8 protein-coding genes are annotated in these 18,621 nt (G+C 37.7%); all 8 read left to right on the forward strand.

The window, feature by feature from the left end; genetic code table 11:
• Nucleotides 1–488: 488 nt before the first annotated feature.
• The 8 genes from ACHRWY_RS27345 (at nucleotide 489) to ACHRWY_RS27380 (ending at nucleotide 18,295) form a co-directional block, all read left to right on the forward strand.
• Nucleotides 489–1,907, forward strand: coding sequence for an alpha/beta hydrolase family protein (locus ACHRWY_RS27345; RefSeq protein ID WP_395359159.1), 1,419 nt, complete (start codon nucleotides 489–491; stop codon nucleotides 1,905–1,907).
• Nucleotides 1,908–1,955: 48 nt separating this feature from the next.
• Nucleotides 1,956–4,412 (forward strand): glycosyl hydrolase family 95 catalytic domain-containing protein, encoded by a 2,457-nt coding sequence (locus tag ACHRWY_RS27350; protein ID WP_395359161.1) that lies wholly within the window; start codon nucleotides 1,956–1,958, stop codon nucleotides 4,410–4,412.
• Between the two features lie 189 nt (nucleotides 4,413–4,601).
• Nucleotides 4,602–6,170: an MGH1-like glycoside hydrolase domain-containing protein gene (locus ACHRWY_RS27355; protein ID WP_395359163.1), complete on the forward strand. Its 1,569-nt coding sequence runs from the start codon at nucleotides 4,602–4,604 to the stop codon at nucleotides 6,168–6,170.
• Nucleotides 6,171–6,344: 174 nt separating this feature from the next.
• Complete coding sequence (locus ACHRWY_RS27360; RefSeq protein WP_395359165.1) at nucleotides 6,345–9,101, forward strand: glycoside hydrolase family 78 protein; 2,757 nt, start codon at nucleotides 6,345–6,347, stop codon at nucleotides 9,099–9,101.
• Between the two features lie 284 nt (nucleotides 9,102–9,385).
• On the forward strand, nucleotides 9,386–10,531 hold the full coding sequence (locus ACHRWY_RS27365; protein ID WP_395359167.1) for an exo-alpha-sialidase: 1,146 nt from the start codon (nucleotides 9,386–9,388) through the stop codon (nucleotides 10,529–10,531).
• Between the two features lie 115 nt (nucleotides 10,532–10,646).
• Nucleotides 10,647–11,543: a sugar phosphate isomerase/epimerase family protein gene (locus tag ACHRWY_RS27370; protein ID WP_395359169.1), complete on the forward strand. Its 897-nt coding sequence runs from the start codon at nucleotides 10,647–10,649 to the stop codon at nucleotides 11,541–11,543.
• Nucleotides 11,544–11,759: 216 nt separating this feature from the next.
• A complete protein-coding gene (locus tag ACHRWY_RS27375; protein WP_395359171.1) occupies nucleotides 11,760–14,489 on the forward strand; it encodes a glycoside hydrolase family 20 zincin-like fold domain-containing protein in 2,730 nt (909 codons plus the stop codon).
• Nucleotides 14,490–14,761: 272 nt separating this feature from the next.
• Nucleotides 14,762–18,295 (forward strand): malectin domain-containing carbohydrate-binding protein, encoded by a 3,534-nt coding sequence (locus tag ACHRWY_RS27380; protein ID WP_395359173.1) that lies wholly within the window; start codon nucleotides 14,762–14,764, stop codon nucleotides 18,293–18,295.
• The last annotated feature ends 326 nt before the right edge of the window (nucleotides 18,296–18,621 follow it).

Consider the following 18,621-nt stretch of genomic DNA (forward strand, 5'->3'; position numbering starts at 1 on the left):
CAATTATCCCTTTAGGGATTTAATGCAACAATAAAATTGCCGTTGGATAAAAATTCAGAAATAAAAGTAAACGGAAAATTGACAAAGAATTTAAATTTAGGTTCAGGAAAATATACAATAGAATGTAAAATATAAATGACACACGGATGACACGGATTCGCTAAAGCGAAGACACGGAAAAACGGAATTTTTAATCAATTATCCCTTTAGGGATTTAATGTTGGTAGAAAAAAGTCGAATTTATTTTGTCCCGTTAGGGACTATACAACAGGTTGAGATTTATTTAGTCCCTAACGGGACAAATGAGAGCTAGTTTTTTTATTACCAAGATTAAATCCCTACGGGATAAAAAAAGTTGCTCTTAGAATAATCTAATTAAAGCAAAGAAATATCTAAAAAAAACAGAAAAAATACGTGGAAATCTGCGTCTTCGCTTTAGCGAATCCGTGTCATCCGTGTTCAATTTTAAGTTAGTTAATACATAATAAATGATAAAAATTAAAATATATCTAGCAGTTTTATTCTTCGGAGTGACATATGCAAATGCACAAATAACCTCTGATGAAAATTTCAGAAAACCCGTTTCGGAAACATTAAAAAAAATCGAAACAGTTTTTCATGTTACCATTAACGATGACCGGGGTTTATTGAAAGGAAAAGAACTCGACTATGCCTATTGGAGAATAGAACCGGGAAATCTGGCCATTTCGTTAACCAACATTCTGGCCCCATTTGAATTAATGTATTTCAAACAGCCGGACGGGACTTACATCATCAGAAAATATGAAAATCATAAGGTATCAGTAGATAAAGGAAAAGAACGTTTGGCTTATTTAACGACTTTGTATTCAAATGTAGGCGAATGGGAATCGCGTAAAAAAGAAATAAAAGCTTGTATGATAACGTCTTTTGGTTTGGATAAAGCACTTCCAATGCCCAAATCAAAACCTATTCTCACTCCAAAAAGAATCTATAAAGATTACAGTATTGAAAATATTGGTTTAGAAATTCTTCCCGGTCTTTATGTCACAGGTTCGATTTACAGACCTTATCCCTTCAATAAAAAAGCCCCAATTATCTTAACGCCTGACGGACATTTTGGCGACGGAAGATATAGAAAAGACGAACAATACCGTTGTGCTGTTATGGCGAAAATGGGTGCGATTGTAGTGAGCTACGATTTGTTTGCCTGGGGAGAATCATTGCTTCAATTCCCGGAAGAAACACATAGAAATAGTATTGCCTCGACCGTTCAGGTTTTAAGCGGAATCCGATTGTTGGATTATTTGGCTACGACCAAAAATGCCGACATGTCAAGAGTTGGGGTTACCGGAGGTTCAGGAGGAGGATCGCACACGATGTTTTTGGCAGCTTTAGACGATCGAATTACAGTTTCAGCTCCCGTTGTTATGGTTTCTTCACATTTTTCAGGAGGTTGCCCTTGTGAAAGCGGCCGTGGAATTCACCTTTGTGGAAACGGAACGAATAACGCAGAAATCTCTGCGATGATGGCGCCAAAGCCACAATTAATAGTTTCTGACGGAAAAGACTGGACATTGGCAGTTCCGGAACTGGAATTTCCTTTTATCCAAAGAACGTATGAATTATACGGAAAGAAAGATCTGGTAGAAAATGCTCATTTTGCGAATGAAGGACACGATTTTGGAGTTTCAAAACGTATGGCTTTGTATCCGTTTATGGCAAAATATTTAGGTTTGGACCTGAATAAAGTCAAAAACGCAAAAGGCGAAATTGATGAATCGACTTGTGTAATGGAACCCAAAGAAAAAATGTTTGTGTTTGGTGATAAGGGTGAAAAATTACCAGCCAATGCTCTAAAAGACATTAACAAATTATATGAAATGTTTGGAGAGAAGAATAATAAAATTTACGAGGTTAAGAAATAAAAAAGGTTACCACTAATTTGTGCGATTTGTGGCCAAAAAACATACAATATGAACATAAGAAAAAAAATTGCAGTACTCTATTTGGGAATTTTTTCGTTTGCAGCAACTGCGCAAAACAACAGCGATTTGAAATTATGGTACGATAAACCGGCCGCAATCTGGAACGAAGCTTTGCCTTTGGGAAATGGACGTTTGGGTGCAATGGTTTTTGGTGATCCTGCGGTCGAACGTTTGCAATTGAACGAAGAAACCATTTGGGCAGGTTCGCCAAACAGCAATGCCCATTCGAAATCATTAAAAGCTTTACCCATTGTAAGACAATTAATTTTTGACGGAAAATTTGATGAAGCACAGGAATTGGCTACGCAGGATATTATGTCGCAAACCAATGACGGAATGCCGTATCAGACTTTTGGAAGTGTTTATATTTCGTTTCCGGGACATCAGAAATACTCGAATTATTACAGGGATTTAGATATTGCAAATGCTACAGCCAAAGTAAAATACACTGTTGACGGAGTAGAATTTACCAGAGAAATACTGGCTTCTTTTTCAGATCAGGTCATTGTAGTGAAACTCTCTGCAAGTCAGCCGGGCCAGATTACAGCAAATGTTTTTATGAACAGTCCGCTTGATAAAACGGTTGCAGGCACGGAGGGCAATCAGATTTTACTTTCGGGACTGGGAAGTAATTTTGAAGGTGTAAAAGGGAAAGTCAAATTTCAGGGACGACTAACAGCTAAAAATAAAGGCGGAGAAGTTTCAGCCAGCAACGGAATTATCAGCATCACTAAAGCAGATGAAGTAACACTTTATATTTCGATCGCCACTAATTTTAAAAACTATCAGGATATCAGCGGGGATGAAGTTGCGAAAAGCAAGGATTATTTGGCTAAAGCCGAAACAAAAGATTTCGCAACGATCAAAAAAGATCATGTTGCCTATTATCAAAAATTCTTCAACAGGGTTTCTTTTGATTTAGGAACAAATGAAGCGGCAAAGCAACCAACAAATGAAAGAATCAGGGATTTCCCGAAACAATTTGATCCGCAACTGGCGAGTTTATATTTCCAGTTTGGTCGTTATCTTTTAATTTCAAGTTCGCAGCCCGGAGGACAGCCTGCCAATTTACAAGGGATTTGGAATGATATGGTAACGCCGCCATGGGACAGCAAGTACACCACAAATATTAATGCCGAAATGAATTACTGGCCGGCAGAAGTAACAAATCTTTCTGAGATGCATGAGCCGTTTATTCAAATGGCAAAAGAATTAAGTGTTACGGGTGCAGAAACAGCCAGAATGATGTACAATGCCAGCGGTTGGGTTTTACATCATAATACCGATATCTGGCGTGTAACCGCTCCGGTAGACTCTGCAGCTTCGGGAATGTGGCCAACGGGCGGTGCATGGGTTTGTCAGGATTTATGGGAAAGATATTTGTATACAGGTGATAAAAAGTATCTGGAAGAAATTTATCCGATAATGAAAGGTGCAGCAGATTTTTTCCTTGATTTTATGGTTATCGATCCTAATACCAAATATTTGGTGGTTGTACCATCAAGTTCACCTGAAAACACACATGCAGGCGGAACCGGAAAAGCGACAATTGCATCCGGAACTACGATGGACAATCAATTGATTTTTGATTTGTTTACCCATGTTATCGAAGCGTCAAAATTGGTTGCTCCGGATTTGGCGTATACCAATAAAGTAAGTGAAGCTTTGGCAAAAATGCCTCCAATGAAAGTGGGAAAACACAGTCAGCTACAAGAATGGCAGGAAGATTGGGACAATCCTAAAGACAATCACCGACATGTTTCGCACTTGTACGGATTGTATCCGGGTAATCAGATTTCAGCCATTAAAACACCTGAATTATTTGAAGCGGCAAAACAATCTTTGATTTACAGAACAGACGAATCTACAGGCTGGTCAATGGGCTGGAAAGTGAATTTGTGGGCCAGATTATTAGATGGAAATCACGCTTATAAATTAATTCAGGATCAAATGCACCTGGTAACGGCTGACCAGAAAAAAGGCGGCGGAACGTATCCGAATATGTTAGATGCACACCAGCCTTTCCAGATTGATGGTAACTTTGGATGCACAGCCGGAATAGCCGAAATGCTGATGCAAAGCCAGGAAGATGCAATTCATTTATTGCCCGCTTTACCAAGTGTCTGGAAAGACGGAAGTATAAAAGGTTTAGTCGCCAGAGGCGGATTTGTAATCGATATGACCTGGAAAAACAATAAAGTGTCTGAATTAAAAATTTATTCTAAAATTGGCGGAAACTGCAGACTTAAAGTAGAAAATATTTTAAAAGGAAATTCGATTAAAAAAGCAAAAGCGAAAAATGTAAATCCGTTGTTTTATGATGTAGAAGTGAAGAAACCTATTATATCTGATAAGGCAAAACTGGAAAAAGTAAAACTGCCAAATTATAATATTTACGATGTGAATATGAAAGCAGGGCAGATGTATACTTTTACTGGGAATTAGAATTCCCTAACAGGTTTTTAAACCTGTTAGGTATAATAAATTATGCGTCTAATTTGTCATTCCGGGGAACGAGGAATCACACTCGAAACTCGACAAAGATTGGTGATTCTCGTTACGGAATCCCGCGTGTGATTTCTCCTTACGTCGAAATGACAAAACTATATGAAAAGAATACAATAGAAACAGAATATGTTACACCATTTTAAATACAAAATAATCGCTTTATTAATCTTGATTTCAACTATAAACATAAGTTGCAAATCTGGCGCAAATCATTCTCAAAAAGGAACTTCGGTAGTTTTGAATCCGGTAAATTTCAAACATTACGTGGATTATTTCAACACGATGGAAGATGAGAATTTGAAATTTGCAATTCCGAATGACAGTGCCTGGACCTGGATGGAAAAGAATATTCCGTTGTTTGAATGTCCGCAGCAAAATTTTGAGGAAATCTATTATTTCAGATGGTGGAGTGCGAGAAAACACATCAAGAAAACACCTCAGGGATATGCGATTACAGAATTTTTGGTAGACCGTTCGTACGCTGATAAATACAATATGATTAGTTGTGCTTTAGGACATCACATTAATGAATTCCGATGGCTGCATAATCCGGAGTATATCGAGCAGGATGTACATTTGTGGTTTAGGGGAAATGACGGTAAACCCATGAAAAAGCTCAGAACTTTTAGCAGCTGGACGGCGGATGCATTGTACAATCGCTATTTAGTGAATAAAGACGATAAGTTTTTGCTGGATATGTATCCGGATCTTGTTGCTGAGTATGCAGCCTGGGAAGGCGACAGAAAACGCAAAGACGGCTTGTTCTGGCAGTTTGATGTAAAAGATGGAATGGAAGAATCACTGAGCGGTGCCAGAAAATTTAGAAATGCGCGCCCAACGATTAACAGTTATATGTTTGGAAATGCAAAAGCTTTGGCTAATATTGCGAAGCTGAAAGGCGATACCCAACAAGAAAATTATTTTGAAGCGAAAGCGGATACACTGCAAAAATTAGTAGAAACTAAACTGTGGAATCCTAAAAGTGAATTTTTTGAAACGTTTACAGAAAAAGATACTTTAGCACAGGTCAGGGAAGCGATTGGATTTATTCCGTGGTATTTTAATTTACCACAAAAAGACAAAGGGTTCGAAAAAGCATGGGAACAAATTAAGGATGAAAAAGGATTTTCGGCACCGTTTGGATTAACAACAGCGGAACGCAGAAGTCCTCGTTTTAGATCGCACGGAACGGGAACTTGCGAATGGGATGGGGCGATTTGGCCTTTTGCAAGTTCTCAGACGTTAACCGCTTTGGCAAATGTATTGAATAATTACGATCAGAGTTTTGTAGCTAAGCCGGATTATTTCAAACATATGAACCTGTATGTAGAATCGCAATATTATCGCGGAAGACCGTATTTAGGAGAATACCTGGACGAAACGACCGGATACTGGTTAATGGGTGACAGAGAACGCAGCCGTTATTACAATCACTCGACCTTTAACGATTTAATGATTACAGGATTGGTAGGTTTACGACCAAGAGCAGATGAAAAAATCGAAGTGAATCCCTTGATTCCGCAGGAGAAATGGGATTGGTTTTGTCTGGATAATGTTTTATATCATGGCAATATCATTACAATTCTTTGGGATAAAACAGGAGAGAAATACCATAAAGGAAAAGGTTTCAGGATTTTTAAAAACGGGAAAGAAATTGCGGTTTCTGAACGATTAGAGAAATTGGTTTCGGAATAATTATCGGTTCAGGGGTTTTGGCAGATGAAACAGATTGACGCAGGTTTTTTATTGATTTGTCATCCTGACGAAGGAAGGATGATAAAAACTGAGAATAAAATCCGTACCAATCCGTTTAATTTCTTCAAATCTGCGGGTAAAAAACAGTACAGGCATATCATTAAAACACAACTTATGAAAAAGTTTTTTTTACATCTTACAATAGTCGTTTCACTTTTCACAATGGCGGCGAAAGCCCAAACTAAAATCAGTGTTACGAATTTGCAATGCGAAATGCTCCAAAATCCGGAAGGAATTGATGTGGTTCAGCCACGATTGAGCTGGCAAATAAATGCTGATGTAAAGGATGTAAAACAAACGGCATATCAAATTATTATAGCTTCTACTTTAGAGAACCTGAATGCTAATAAAGCAGATTTATGGGATAGCGGTAAAGTACAAAGCGATGAATCTGTAAATGTTATTTACAACGGAAAACGACTGGAAAACCGTCAAAATGCATTTTGGAAAGTAATCGTCTGGACGAATAAAGGAGAAATTCAATCGGTAGAAAAAGCTCATTTTAGTATGGGAATTATGAATTATGCCGATTGGAAATCGACACGCTGGATTGGTTATGAAAAAGCCTCTGTGGGAGATAGTATTTCTCAGTATTCCAGATTATCAGCACGTTATTTAAGAAAAGAAATCAACTTAAAGAAACAAGTAAAAAATGCCAAGGTCTATATTATGGGCATGGGTTTATATGAATTGTATATTAACGGAAATAAAATTGGCGATCAGGTTTTAGCTCCGGTTCCAACAGATTATACCAAAAATGTAAAATACAATGTTTTTGATGTGACTTCTCAACTTAAAGAAGGTAAAAACATGCTGGGAACGGTTCTAGGAAACGGACGTTTTTTTACGATGCGTCAGGATTTTAAACCTTATAAAATCAAAACTTTCGGTTATCCTAAAATGGCACTTCAATTGTTTATCGATTATACAGATGGAACAAAAGAAGTGATCAGAACGGACGATACCTGGAAAGTAACCACAAACGGCCCTATTTTATCCAACAATGAATATGACGGAGAAGAATACGATGCCCGCAAGGAAATGAAAAATTGGAATACGACGAATTTCGATGATAAAAAGTGGTTATTGGCAGAATATGTTCAGGAACCGGGTGGTTTTTATGAAGCACAAATGACGCCGAATATGAAGATAATGGGCGAGGTAAAACCAATTTCGATCCAACAAACGCCTAAAGGAACTTATATCTTAGATATGGGGCAGAATATGGTAGGCTGGCTGCAGTTGAAGGTAAAAGGAAAAAGCGGTGATAAAATTAAATTGAAATTTGCCGAATCATTACAAACAGATGGTTCTTTATATATCGAAAATTTGCGTGATGCCAGAACGACTGATGTTTATACCCTAAAAGGGGAAGGAGAAGAAATTTGGGAACCTGCTTTCGTTTTTCACGGTTTTAGATTTGTCGAAGTTTCAGGATATACAACAAAACCAACAATAGATAATTTTGTTGGAAAAGTAGTTTACGACGATATTAAAACCACAGGAACTTTTGAATCATCTGATGCTGTGATGAACCAGATTTTCAAAAATGCCTATTGGGGAATCAGAGGGAATTATAAAGGAATGCCAATCGATTGTCCACAGCGAAACGAGCGCCAGCCCTGGCTGGGAGACAGAACGACAGGAGCGTATGGTGAAAGTTTTTTATTTGATAATCAGACTTTGTATGCCAAATGGCTCGACGATATTAAAAATGCACAAACGGCTGACGGAGGAATTCCCGATGTGGCGCCGGCTTTCTGGCGTTATTATGGCGATAATGTAACCTGGCCCGGAACTTATATTACGGTTGCAGATATGTTGTATCAGCAGTTTGGCGATAAAAAAGTGATCGAAAAACATTATTCCTCCATGAAAAAATGGGTGGTGTATATGGAACAGAATTATTTGGTTAAAGATGTAATGACCAAAGACAAATACGGAGACTGGTGCGTTCCGCCGGAATCTTTAGAGTTAATTCATTCGAAAGACTCCGCAAGAACCACCAATGGGGAGTTAATTGCAAGTGCTTTTTATTATCATTTACTGCAAAAAATGAAAAAGTTCGCAGTGATTGACGGAACAAACTCTAATGATATTCAATATTACAATTCACTTTCAGAAAGAGTAAAAACAGCCTTTAATGCGAAGTTTTTCAATGCCGGAAAAAACAATTATGCAAACAATACGGTAACGGCAAATCTACTTCCGTTGGCCTTTGGGATGGTTCCTGAAAATCTACAGTCAAAAGTATTTGATAACATTGTTCATGAAGTAGAAGTAACCTATAAAGGCCATATTAGTACCGGAGTTATTGGAACGCAGTTTTTAATGCGAACCTTATCGGAGTACGGAAGACCGGATTTGAGTTATAAATTAGCTTCGAATGATACCTACCCAAGTTGGGGTTATATGGCTAAAAACGGGGCAACAACCATTTGGGAACTGTGGAATGGAAATACCGCAGATCCTAAAATGAATTCGCAAAACCATGTGATGTTACTGGGTGATTTACTGATTTGGTATTATGAGAACATTGCGGGAATCAAAAGCAATCCCGAAACTCCCGGATTCAGACAAATTATCATGAAACCGGATTTCGAAACCGGTTTAACGTTTGTAAATGCTTCATATGAATCAATTTACGGAACGATAAAAAGCAACTGGAAAAAAAGTAAAAATACTTTACAATGGAATATTACCATTCCTGCCAATACTTCTGCAATGGTTTATTTGCCCACAACGAATGCTCCAGCTGTAATGTTAGATAATAAAAAGTTAGATAAAACTTCGACATCTTATAAAGCCGAAAACAATAAACTTGTTTTGACATTGCCTTCTGGTTCGTATGTTTTGAATGTCAAACAATAGTATTTGAGTTTTAAAAGTAGTGTAGTATTATACTATCGTAATTATGTAATTAGATCTTTGTCAAAGTTTAAAACTTTGACAAAGATTTTATGATTTTTGCTATTGCCGGATTTACTATTGTTAAAAATCACAAAAGAAAATACATTTTTATAAAATTCGGGACAGTACAGGATAGATCTTTATTTTTTTAGTGTCATTTTTACACTTAATAAATAATTTTGTGCGAAAAATTATTAGGAATGCATTAAAAATCAAAAAATTGTAAGTCAAAATAAAAATTAGTAATGAAGATAATAAAAGTAGCATTTGCGTTATTGGGCATTTTACTTTTGGGAAGTTGTAAAGCAACTTTACAAAATAAGACCTGGAAAGAAGGAATTTTAGTAGATGAATTTATATACGATAAAGCACCTTATCCGTCTTGTCACGCTGTTACAATTGTCGAAGCTACAAATGGGGATTTAGTTTCATCCTGGTTTGGAGGAACGCATGAAAGACATCCGGATGTTTGTATTTACGTAAGCATAAAACCAAAAGGAAGTGATAAATGGGGCGAAGGTGTTAAAGTAGCCGATGGCGTGATGAAAGAGGGCCCGAGACTGCCAACATGGAATCCGGTTTTATATCAAATTCCGGGTGGAGATTTAATGCTTTTCTATAAAATTGGTCCCAAACCATCGGAATGGTGGGGTGTCATCAGAACTTCATCTGATAACGGAAAAACATGGTCTGAAGCTCAAAAAATGCCCAATGGCTTCTTAGGGCCAATCAAAAATAAACCTGTTTTATTAAGTAACGGAACTTTATTATGTCCGTCAAGTATCGAAGGCGATGGCTGGCGACTTCGCATGGAAAGTACACCGGATTTTGGAAAAACATGGATCATGGGAGATACTTTACCACGAGGTAAACAAAAAATCAATGCCATTCAGCCAAGTATTTTATTCCACAAAGACGGAAGTATTCAGGCCATTGGAAGAACCAGAAACAGAGCCATTTTTAGTACATTTTCTAAAGACAACGGAAAAACATGGTCAGATGTAGCATTAATTGGTCTTCCCAATAATAATTCCGGAACAGATGCCGTAACGCTTAAAGACGGAAGGCATTTATTAGTGTACAATCATGTTTTGCCTCCGGGAACAGAAGCAAAAGGTCCAAGAACGCCATTAAATGTTTCGGTTTCTAAAGACGGAATTCACTGGAATGCAGCATTAGTTTTAGAAGACTCCAAAATCAGTCAATATTCGTATCCGTCGATGATCCAGAGTTCTGACGGAATGGTACATATCGTTTACACATGGAGAAGGGAAAAGCTGAAATATGTAAAAATTGATCCAAGCAAATTAAAAACGATTCCTATCAAAAACGGAATCTGGCCCGGAGATGAAAACAAAGTTGTGACAGCTGTAAAGGCTGAAGAAGAATAAGAATTTAAATTTAACCATGAAGATATTAACTTTCATTAAGCTTTATTTTCTTATATCCTGAATTAAGTTGATTAAGCCAGCAGGCTTAACTTTCTTAATGGTAAAAAACAAAAATATGAAGTCAATTTATTCTAAAAGAAATGTCATTGTTTTATTTTTTGCTGTTTTGTGCACTAGTTTCAATAGTTGTGCAACGGCTCAGCCATCAAATAATAAGCAGCGTTACAAAGTTGCGGTGTGCGACTGGATGATTTTAAAAAGACAAAAATTAGGATCCTTTGGTTTGGCCGCAGAAATAAAAGCAGACGGAATCGAACTCGATATGGGAGGTTTAGGAAACCGGCCAACTTTTGACAGTAAATTAGGCGACCCGATCGAAAGGCAAAAATTTCTGGATAAATCCAAGGAATTGAATGTCGGAATCAGCTCTATTGCCATGTCCGGATTTTATGCGCAGTCTTTTGCCAAAAGAGAAACCATAGTGCCCATGATCGAAGACTGTATAAAAGCAATGAAAGACATGAACGTAAAAGTGGCTTATCTGCCTCTGGGTACAGAAAGTGATTTGGTTAAAAATCCTGAATTACGTCCAATAATTATCGAAAGATTAAAATGGGCAGGAAAACAAGTAGGCAAAATAGGAGGGATAATTGCTATTGAAACCTCATTAGATGCCACTGAAGAGAAAAAGTTACTGGAAGAAATCGATTCAAAATATATTAAAAGTTCTTTCAATTTTGCGAATGCTGTAGATAACGGAAGAGATATTATAACCGAATTAAAGATTTTAGGCAAAAAACACCTGGCACAGATTCATGCTTCAAATACAGACAAAGTCTGGCTGGAAAATGATACTGCGATTGATATGCCAAAAATAAAACAAGCGCTGGACGAAATGAAATGGAGCGGCTGGCTAATCGTAGAACGTTCAAGAGATGTTACACAGGTTCATAATGTAAAAGCGAATTACGGTGCAAACGTCGCGTACTTAAAACGTATTTTCCAGAATTAGAATACAAAGGAATCTGCCAGATCTGTAAAATCTGCGAGAGTTAATTTTTTCACGCAGATTTTGCAGATCAAGCCGATTTATTCTCGTTTTTTGTCATCTCGACGAAGGAGAGATCACACTAGGTATGGTTACGTGTGAGATTTACTGCGTCTATTTGTTGTCGCTCGGGTTTCCTCCGTCGAAATGACAAAGCGGTCAAATAAAAATTACAATACAATGAAATATTTTACTTTACTTTTTTTAGGTTTTTACGTCACTTTCGCAACAGCGCAAAATGTCACAATTATTAGTGACGCCAATTCACCCAGAGCAAAGTTTGGTGCCGAAAAACTATCAGAAACGCTTACTGCTAAAGGTTTCAAAATTACTTCTTCAAATAAAATCACTAAATCAAAAGACCAGTTGATTGTTATTGGAGAAAAAGGAACCGATTTCTGGAAACAAAACGCAAAAAGCGCTAAAATCGACGATAGTAAACTCATCAAAAAAGAAGGCTTTCAGATTCGTACGCAAAAAAATAGCATTTATATCGAAGGAACTGATGCTTCCGGAGCTTTATATGGCGCAATGGAATTGGCAGACCGAATTAAAACTTCGGGTAAAATTCCAACCGAAATGAACATTGAAGACAGTCCCGAAATGGTTTTAAGAGGCGCTTGCATTGGCATGCAAAAAACGACTTATCTTCCGGGCAGGGACGTTTATGAATATCCTTATACACCGGAAACTTTTCCATGGTTTTACGATAAAAAACTATGGACCAAGTACCTCGATATGATGGTCGATAACAGAATGAATTCCTTGTATTTATGGAACGGACATCCGTTTGCTTCACTGGTAAAACTCAAAGAGTATCCGTTTGCAATGGAAGTAAGTGAAGAAGATTTTAAAAAGAACGAAGAAATCTATAAATTCCTGACCGAAGAAGCCAATAAAAGAGGCATCTGGGTGATTCAGATGTTTTATAATATCATTGTTTCCAAACCTTTTGCAGAGCATTATAATATTAAAACACAGGATCGTTCCCGTCCAATTACGCCTTTACTTTCAGATTATACCAGAAAATCAATTGCGGCTTTTATAGAGAAATATCCAAATGTCGGACTACTGGTTTGTTTGGGCGAAGCCATAAACACCATCGATGATGATGTAGAATGGTTTACCAAAACGATTATACCGGGCGTTCAGGACGGTTTAAAAGCTTTGGGAAGAACAGACGAGCCGCCAATTATCTTGCGTTCGCATGATACAGACGGCCCTTTGGTCATGGAAAAATCACTTCCGTTGTATAAAAATCTGTACACAGAAAGTAAATACACCGGAGAATCTTTAACGACTTATACGCCAGGCGGTCCTTGGGGCGAAACGCACAAACAGTTAAGTGCTTTAAAATCAATTCATATTGAGAATGTACATATCCTGGCCAATTTAGAACCTTTTAGATACGGTTCTCCTGATTTTATCCAGAAAACGGTTAAGGCTATGCACAGTGTTCACGGAGCTAATGCGTTGCATTTATATCCTCAGGCATCCTATTGGGATTGGCCTTATTCAGCCGATAAAACCAAATCAGGCGAACGAATTCTCGAAATGGACCGTGACTGGATTTGGTACAAAGCCTGGGCAAGATATGCGTGGGACAGTAAAAGAGACAGAAAGGAAGAAATTAAATATTGGGATAATGATTTAGCGGCTAAATACGGAACTGATTTAGAAGCCGCGAATAACATCCAAAAAGCCTACGATGAAACCGGAGAAATTGCGCCAAAAACCTTAAGACGTTTTGGAATCACAGAAGGAAACCGTCAGACTTTATTGTTAGGAATGTTCGAAAGTCAATTGGTAAATCCATCGAAATGGCGTGTGTATCCGGGATTTCATGAATCGTGTGGACCTGCCGGAGAATTGCTTTTAGAATATGCTAAAAAAGAGTGGAATAAAGAACCGCATTCAGGCGAACTTCCAACTCAAATTATTGCAGAAATCACAGAACACGGTAGATTAGCCGTTGAAGCGATAGACAAAGCCGAACCAAAAGTAACGAAAGACAAAGAGGAATTTTTACGTCTTAAAAATGATATGCATGCTTATAAAGCTTTCGCGGATTTCTTTTCGGAGAAAGTAAAAGCAGCGTTATTGGTATTAAGATACAGCTACTCAAATGATATTTCAGATCTTGACAAAGCGCTGCCGCATTTAGAAAAAAGTATCGAATATTATGAATTATTGGTCGATCTTACAAAAGATACCTATTGGTATGCCAATAGTATGCAAACTGCACAACGTCGTATTCCGATTGGCGGAGACGACGGAAACAACAAAACATGGAAAGAACTTTTGCCCCATTACGAACGTGAACTGGTTAATTTTAAAAGAAACTTAGGCTTATTAAAATCATCAAAAGATGGTAAGATAGCAACCAAAGAAGGTAAACCATGGCAGACTGCCGAAGTCACTTTATTAAGTGAAAACAAAGGAACTTATGTAGTAAAAAATGGAACAAAAGTATATGGAACACCAATTTCCGAGCTTACAAAAGTAGCGCCGGAATTGCAAAACCTGAAAGGAATTGCATTCGATGAAACGTCTCAGAATGAGAACGGAACACAGCTGAAATTCAAAAATACTAAAGCCGTAAAACTGGTTGTAGGTTATTTCAATTCAGACCAGAAGAGATTTTTATTTCCGCCAAGTTTAGAGACAGATGCTGCAGGAAATGCACACGGTCAGGCCGAAGTGATCTTAGCAAGCGCCATGAATCTTAAGGAATTACCACGTGTAAATATTCATACGTATACTTTTCAGCCCGGAGAAAACAAGCTTGATTTGGGCAAAGGCAGAGTATTGATTTTAGGATTTATAGATGCCAGTCAAACCGTAACGCCACGTGATGTAGGTTATATCGATGCAGGAGAAAAAGGTGCAATAGACTGGTTGTTTTATTGATGTTTTGGGCGTTGCCTTCGGCCGGGCTATCCGCTATATCTTTTTATTTTTAAAGAAAAAATAAAAAGGATATCGCTTCTATCCCTAACGCAAATTCATTGTTAGCTTAGCCCTGACAGGTTTTTGAAACCTGCCAGGGCTAACTGAAAATACAAACACAATCTTGTCATCCCGAGGAACGAGGGATCACACCAGAAGCTTCACAAAGATTGGTAAGATTGCTGTGCAGAGCTACTTGTATGGTTTTATAAAAATATAGGATTTTAAAAAATATGAAGAAAATAGTTTTTTTTATTTTTTGTTTTTGCTCAGGTAGTTGCCTTGTTTGGAGTCAGGGCAATAGTTCAGCAAAATTTCGTCAGGAAATTTCGCTGAACTCCGCTTGGGCTACTATTGTTTTAGACCAGCTTCCAAAACAAGAAGAAGCCTTTGTCAGCGATCCAAAAATCGATGCACAATGGCAACATGTCAATGTACCGCACAATTGGGATCAGTATTACGGATTCAGAAGAACAAAACACGGCAATTTACACGGAACTGCCTGGTACCAAAAATCATTAAAACTAGATAAATCAGCTAAAGGGAAAAGACTTTTCCTGTATTTTGAAGGGGTAAGTTCCTATGCAACCGTTTGGGTAAATGGTAAAAAAGCCGGAGAACACAAAGGCGGCAGAACTACTTTTACAATAGACATAACCCAATTAGTGGTTTTAGGAAAAGAAAATAAAATTTTGGTAAAAGCAGCCCATCCCTCTTTTATTGCTGATTTACCGTGGGTTTGCGGAGGATGTTCCGGCGAATGGGGATTCTCTGAAGGCTCTCAGCCTATGGGGATTTTCAGACCGGTTTCTTTGGTCATTACCAATGAAGTCAGAATAGAACCTTTTGGCGTTCATATCTGGAATGATGCTGCCACTTCTAAAGAAAAAGCGATCCTTCATACCACAACCGAAATCAAAAATTACGGCAGTTCGAACCGAAATTTAACGATAGAAAATGTCCTTTTTGATAAAGACGGAAAAAAAGTAGTTTCGGTAAAAAGTGATATTGCCATTAATTCTGATGAAACAAAAGAAATAAACCAAACACTTCCTGAAATACCTCAGCCTAAATTATGGTCGCCATCAAATCCATATTTATATGAATTGGTTACGTCTGTTTATGAAAATGGGAAAAAAATAGATGAACTACAAACACCTTATGGAATTCGTTGGGTAAGCTGGCCAGTTAGCCGTGACGGAAAAGACAATCGGTTTTTTATCAACGATGAACCGTTATTCATCAACGGAACCTGCGAATACGAACATTTAATAGGGAACAGCCATTCGTTTTCAGACGAACAGATTCATTCCAGAATCGAGCAGATAAAAGCGGCTGGATTTAATGCTTTCAGAGAGGCACATCAACCCCATAATTTATTGTACCAGAAAGAACTGGACGAAATCGGAATTCTGTTTTGGAGTCAGTTTTCAGCACACATTTGGTATGATACTCCTGAATTCAAAGAGAACTTTAAAACCTTATTACGAGAATGGATCAAAGAACGCAGAAACAGTCCTTCAGTAGTCATGTGGGGATTGCAAAACGAAAGCACAATTCCAAAAGAATTTGCCGAGGAATGTACTAAAATCATCCGCGAAATGGATCCGATGTCAGCTTCGCAGCGTATTGTCACAACTTGTAACGGAGGAGAAGGAACAGACTGGAATGTTGTACAGAACTGGTCCGGAACCTACGGAGGAGATCCCTTAAAATATCATCTTGAAATGACTACCCAGTTATTAAACGGTGAATATGGCGCATGGCGTACAGCAGACTTACATACAGAAGGTGAATTTGATCAAAAAGGAATTCTTAGCGAAAACAGATTCTCCCAATTAATGGAAATTAAAGTCCGCGAAGCAGAGTCGGTAAAAGATAAAATTGCGGGACAATTCAATTGGCTTTTTGCTTCGCACGAAAATCCGGGACGCGTTCAGAACGGAGAAGGTTTTAGGGATATAGACAAAGTGGGACCGGTAAATTACAAAGGGCTTTTTACAATCTGGGGAGAACCTCAGGATGCGTATTATATGTACCGTGCTAATTATGTTTCGAACAAAACCAATCCAATGGTGTATATCGTTTCACATACCTGGCCAAGTCGTTGGGATTCGGTGGGAATTAAAAAAGGAATAGATGTTTATTCCAATTGTGATGAAGTCGAATTGTTCAACGACGTGAATAAAGTATCATTAGGCAGATTGAAAAATCCGGGCTTAGGTCAGCATTTTCAATGGAATAATGTCAACATTCAGTACAACGTTTTATATGCGGTTGGTTATGTAAATGGTGTAGCTGTAGCCAAAGATTATATTGTTTTGAATACACTGCCGAAAGCCCCCAATTTAAGTGCATTATATCCTGATCAAACGGATATTTTAGAACCCAAAAAAGGATATAATTATATTTACAGAGTAAACTGCGGCGGTTCAGAGCTGACAGACAGTTCCGGAAACATTTGGCTTACAGATACACATAAAAGTGGACAAAATACATGGGGTTCGTTATCCTGGACAGATAAATTCGAGAAACTTCCGGATTTTTATGCCAGTCAACGCAGTACTTTTGATCCCGTAAACGGTACAAAAGATGAGGCTTTATTTCAGAGTTTCAGATATGGGGTTGATAAACTGAGTTATGAATTTCCTGCACCGGACGGAGAATATTTAATAGAATTGTATTTTACAGAACCTTGGTACGGAACGGGCGGAGGTTTAGATTGCAAAGGCTGGCGTTTGTTTGATGTTGCGATCAATGACAATGTGGTTTTAAAAGATTTTGATATCTGGTCAGAAGCAGGACACGACAAAGCATTGAAGAAAACTTTTGTGGTGAAGAGCAAAAACGGAAAAATTACTATTTCGTTTCCAAATGTAAAAGCGGGACAGGCCATTATCTCTGCAATTGCGATTGCAACAAAAAACAAAAACGTAAAGCCGGCAAAGGAATCAGCAAAGAATATTCAAAATCTTGTTTTAGATTTTTATGATAAAAGTTATAATGGAGAAGCTTCGTGGCTCGATATCAATTCAAAACAATATTCAGATTCAGATATTGTTTTCACTCAGTTACCGTCAGAAGTTTTTGGAGCTGATTATTTGCAGTTTTCATCCCAATCTAAAATTAAAGGTTCTTTCAATGTCAAAGAAGATTCTGATGTATACCTGTTAATTGACAAGAAAAATAAAACACAATTTGCATGGCTATCCAATTATAAAAAATCAGAAGAAATTGTAAAGAATAGTAACAATGTTGAGTTCAGTATTTTTTCTAAAAAAGTAAAAAAAGGAGAAAAAATTTCGTTTGATAATGGAATAGTTTTGAGTTCAATTATCGTAGTTCCAAATTACGATATGGGCGAAAAAGACGATTCAAGACCTGTAGTTGTGATTGAAGCAGAAAACGCGAAAGTAACCGGAACCGGAATTGAAAAAGGAAATTTCAAAAAAGCGGATTATATTGAGTTCACAAAAAAGACCAATAACAGCATTGAGTTTGAAGTAAAACCCGGAGTTGCCGGAATTTATTTAATGCGTTTCCGTTTTATGAACCGAAATGAAACGCCATTAAAAGTAAAATTCAAAATGGAAGATGCTTACGGAATTTTGATGCGAAATGATACCATTGAGTTTTTTCCTTCACCGGAAAAATGGAAGGTGTTGAATACAACTTCGGGAGGATATATTAATGCAGGAACGTATAAAATCACTTTGGAAGGAGAGGATTTGAAAGGATTGATGCTGGATAATTTCGAGTTTCAATAGGTTTTTTTCAGGTTCAAAGAGGCAAAGGTTCAAAGAGGCAAAGGTTCAAAGAGGCAAAGGTTCAAAGGTACAAAGGTATAAAGGTGCACAGGAACAAAGGTTCAAAGGTACAAAGTTGGATGGCTGGTAATTAAGGTTTAGTTTGTCAGGCTGAACGGAGTCGAAGCCCCGTAAAGGGAGGTTCGCGTTATTTTTGTCATCCCGAGGAACGAGGGATCACACTAGAAATTCCATACAGAATGTTGCCAATCTTTGTCGAGTTACGTGTGTGATTTCTCCTTACGTCGAAATGACAAACTGGGTGGTAAGGTTTACTCGGAGGCTTT

The organism is Flavobacterium sp. FlaQc-48 (genome assembly GCF_044007335.1).
In the GTDB taxonomy this organism is placed as follows: Bacteria; Bacteroidota; Bacteroidia; order Flavobacteriales; family Flavobacteriaceae; genus Flavobacterium.

What these genes read in the sequence shown, in the direction of transcription:
- ACHRWY_RS27360 (WP_395359165.1), top strand. Translation starts at nt 6,345, where the DNA reads ATGAAAAAGTTTTTTTTACATCTTACAATAGTCGTTTCACTTTTCACA.
- ACHRWY_RS27365 (WP_395359167.1), top strand. Translation starts at nt 9,386, where the DNA reads ATGAAGATAATAAAAGTAGCATTTGCGTTATTGGGCATTTTACTTTTG.
- ACHRWY_RS27370 (WP_395359169.1), top strand. Translation starts at nt 10,647, where the DNA reads ATGAAGTCAATTTATTCTAAAAGAAATGTCATTGTTTTATTTTTTGCT.
- ACHRWY_RS27355 (WP_395359163.1), top strand. Translation starts at nt 4,602, where the DNA reads ATGTTACACCATTTTAAATACAAAATAATCGCTTTATTAATCTTGATT.
- ACHRWY_RS27350 (WP_395359161.1), top strand. Translation starts at nt 1,956, where the DNA reads ATGAACATAAGAAAAAAAATTGCAGTACTCTATTTGGGAATTTTTTCG.
- ACHRWY_RS27345 (WP_395359159.1), top strand. Translation starts at nt 489, where the DNA reads ATGATAAAAATTAAAATATATCTAGCAGTTTTATTCTTCGGAGTGACA.
- ACHRWY_RS27375 (WP_395359171.1), top strand. Translation starts at nt 11,760, where the DNA reads ATGAAATATTTTACTTTACTTTTTTTAGGTTTTTACGTCACTTTCGCA.
- ACHRWY_RS27380 (WP_395359173.1), top strand. Translation starts at nt 14,762, where the DNA reads ATGAAGAAAATAGTTTTTTTTATTTTTTGTTTTTGCTCAGGTAGTTGC.